The sequence below is a fragment of the Pseudomonadota bacterium genome, assembly GCA_039714795.1.
GTDB lineage: Bacteria > Pseudomonadota > Alphaproteobacteria > JAGOMX01 > JAGOMX01 > JBDLIP01.
Window position 1 is genome coordinate 1 of the sequence record JBDLIP010000158.1, and the last position, 3,222, is coordinate 3,222.

Sequence of the window (3,222 nt, forward strand, 5' to 3'; positions counted from 1 at the left end):
TTTAGGTAGGCGAACAGCGTAGTTTCAGTTGGTAAAAATCCGAATTTCCAGCAAGTAAATAAACCATCGTTTTAAATAATTTATTCTTATACCCTTTTGCTTTTCTTTTTGTTACTTGTTTGTTGCAAATTCGTGGGGGCTCATTGCCGCCCCCACACCCCCGCTAGGATATTTCTAAAACAAGAATGTTTATTATTATTTGTTTTAGAAATATTAAGCATCTACAGCTAGATAAGCTTGAGCATTGTTTTAGTATATAGAGAAATTCACCAAACTCAGCTCAGGATAAAGCATATTTTCTTGATTTTATAATGCTACCTTCAGCCAATCATCTGTTATGCCACAAGTTCAAGCTGCAAAAATATTACTGAAATGATCGCCATAATTGGTTTCGAAATCGACCCGGAAATATATGATTCTTGTTTGGAAATATCCTAGCGGGAGTGTGGGGGCGGCAATGAGCCCCCACGAGCTTGTGACAAAAACTGACCTCTGTATGGTTCCTCTCCTGATCTGCCATCTTTATAAGCAAAAGTACTCTCTTGTACAAATATTATCTTAAATATCTAAACATTGCTTCTTTGGATCTTTTTGAATATCAGAAGTATACCCAAGAGATGTCATCCGTGATGCCCTAGAAAATAAGGCACTTGAGTCGATTATGGTTTTAACTACTGCTGCTTTTTAGTTCACTGAGGGAGTTAGTATCGAACTTTTTGATCAGAAAAAAATTCAGCTTACCCAACCGCCTTTCACCATTTTTTTACTTTTTTGTCCTTAGTATTCCTGTGACGGATCTCTACCCCTGGTGACATCACCAAGGCGGAATAGTTTCTGACATCTGACCTCTGATTTCTGATTTCTGAATCTATTTGCCGCTCCCGGTGCTTTTCAACAAAACACTTCTCTCCCCTGCCCCATACTGCCTGCAGATTTGCCTATCATTAGGAACCACTTAACACCATGCCCTTTAAAATCAAGAATACTCCTCGCCGCCTCAAGCAAGCTTTCAGCAAATGGTCGAAAAAGGAAAGCCGCGTAGGTCCTCTTATTGCCTGCAATACACTGGGAAAGCCAGTGTGGACGCCTCGAAACTATGAATCGCTCTCCTTTGAAGGGTATATGAAAAACATCATCATCTACAGATGCGTGACACTGGTAAGCCGCGGGGCGGCTAGTGTGCCTTGGCGGCTTTTGAAACGCAACACACAAATCACCCGGCACCCACTATTGCAGCTGCTGCACCATCCTAATCCGCGCCAGGGTGGTGCCTCCTTTATTGAAATGGTCTTGTCGCACAAATTACTGTCGGGCAACAGCTATATTGAGGCTGTGGATGGTGCTCGCGGACAACCCTTTGAGTTGTATGCCTTGCGTCCCGACCGAGTGCGCATTGTTCCTGGATCAGGCGGGGTTCCCATTGGTTATGAATATACTGTCAATGGTCAATCACGCCGGATTGGTGTTGATCTGCTAAATGGTAATTCTCCGATTTTACATCTTAAAACCTTTCACCCCTTGAATGACTGGTACGGCATGAGCCCGGTTGAAGCTGCCGCTTGCGCCGTTGATCAACACAATGCGGTTTCCAACCATAATTTGGCCATGCTGCAAAACGGTGGGCGTCCCTCGGGAGCTTTGAAAGTCTATTCAAGAAGCGGCGCCAACCCCCCTCGCCTGACCGCAGAACAACGACAAAATATGCGAGATAACCTACGTGAAGCCTACCAAGGGGCTACCAATGCCGGCAAAGTCTTACTCCTGGAAGGGGATGTCGAGTGGAAAGAAATGGGACACAAGCTAAAAGACATGGATTTTGTCGCCGGCAAATTGCTCTCGGCTCGAGAAATTTGCCAGGCTTATGGGGTGCCACCAATGTTGGTCGGTGTTCCAGGAGATGCTACGTTTTCGAATTACCGGGAGTCCAGATATCACCTCTGGGAAGACACGGTTTTGCCACTACTGGATCACTTGTGTGATGAACTCAACCATTGGCTGCTACCAAAATTTGACAAAGACTTAAGGCTTGAATGTAATGTCGACTCTATTCCCGCACTGGCCCCTAGGCGGGAAAACAGCTGGCAGCGTATTGAAAAATCAAGTTTCTTAACGGACGAAGAAAAACGCCAGCTGTTAGGCTTTCCTCCTCTTGCAGCATCACAAACCCAATCCGGACCAACCCAATCTGGACAAACCAAGGAGAGCAATCATGCCCCATCCAACCAGAACTGAAACCGCTCAACATCCGGTTCCATTCTACCTAAAATCCATCAATGACAAAGGCTTGTTTTGCGGATACGCCAGCGTTTTTAATACCATCGATGCTTATGGTGACTGCATTGTCCAAGGGGCCTTTAAGGAGAGCTTGCAAAAGTGGCAAAACCAAAACCGAGTACCGAAAATGCTCTGGCAACACAACACCCAAGACCCTATTGGTATCTGGGAGCTGATTGAAGAGGACAAAAAAGGCCTCTACGTAGAGGGACAGCTACTACTTGATGTGCAAAAAGCCCGTGAGGCTTATAGCCTGATTCAACACGGCGCCATCGATGGGCTTTCGATTGGTTATCAAGTGGTTGAATCTGAACAAGACCCAGCTTCACGGATTCGCTATATCAGTACACTTGAGCTATTCGAGGTTTCGGTGGTGACCTTTGCCGCCAACCTGCAAGCTAGGGTCACCCAAGTCAAACAGGACCCAGTACCTGAAAAAGTGAAACTACAGGCCAGTTTAAAACAGGCGGTCAAGGTGTTGACAGGATAGTTGTTCAGTATCCCGTCCAGGGCATAAATTGCGCTTTGGGACATCCTCCTTGCAGGGCTGTTCAGTGAAACCAACGCGGCCGTCATCCTGAATACTGAATCAAGTTCAGCACAGGCAGCTGATTTTCCGAACGTGCGACTGTAAGTCGCGCGAATTGGAAAATCTTTGCGATCTATTGAGCGTCATCCCGGATCAAGTCCGGGATGACACTGAATAGATCGTAAGGTTTTGCCTCCTTAAGTCTTGACGGCTCTGCAAAACCTGACAACTCTTGATCTTCGTTCTAATAAAATCGGCGATGCAGGTGCTCAAGGCTTGAATGATAAATGAGCTATAGTCAGCAAGAGACAAGTGGTACCCAGCCCCTCCCGCTGGAAAATAATTTGATTCGTCCATTTTCTCCGGACAATACCCAACAACCGCATCTTGTACGTTAAAAAAAATTAGTTCAAAATCAA

The 3,222-nt window shown here is 45.7% G+C and carries 3 protein-coding genes; 2 read left to right on the top strand and 1 reads right to left on the bottom strand.

Features of this window, described 5'->3' with window-relative positions:
• Positions 1-963 precede the first annotated feature (963 nt).
• A complete protein-coding gene (locus tag ABFQ95_08180; GenBank protein MEN8237494.1) occupies positions 964-2,232 on the top strand; it encodes a phage portal protein in 1,269 nt (422 codons plus the stop codon).
• Positions 2,210-2,764: an HK97 family phage prohead protease gene (locus ABFQ95_08185; GenBank protein ID MEN8237495.1), complete on the top strand. Its 555-nt coding sequence runs from the start codon at positions 2,210-2,212 to the stop codon at positions 2,762-2,764. The genes ABFQ95_08180 and ABFQ95_08185 overlap by 23 nt, the downstream gene beginning before the upstream one ends.
• Positions 2,765-2,956: 192 nt before the next feature.
• Here ABFQ95_08185 and ABFQ95_08190 read toward each other — a convergent pair.
• Positions 2,957-3,222: hypothetical protein (locus tag ABFQ95_08190; GenBank protein MEN8237496.1), on the bottom strand; the 266-nt coding region annotated here is incomplete at its 5' end.

Coding starts and splice junctions, on each gene's coding strand:
- ABFQ95_08180 (MEN8237494.1), top strand. CDS start 964: ATGCCCTTTAAAATCAAGAATACTCCTCGCCGCCTCAAGCAAGCTTTC.
- ABFQ95_08185 (MEN8237495.1), top strand. CDS start 2,210: ATGCCCCATCCAACCAGAACTGAAACCGCTCAACATCCGGTTCCATTC.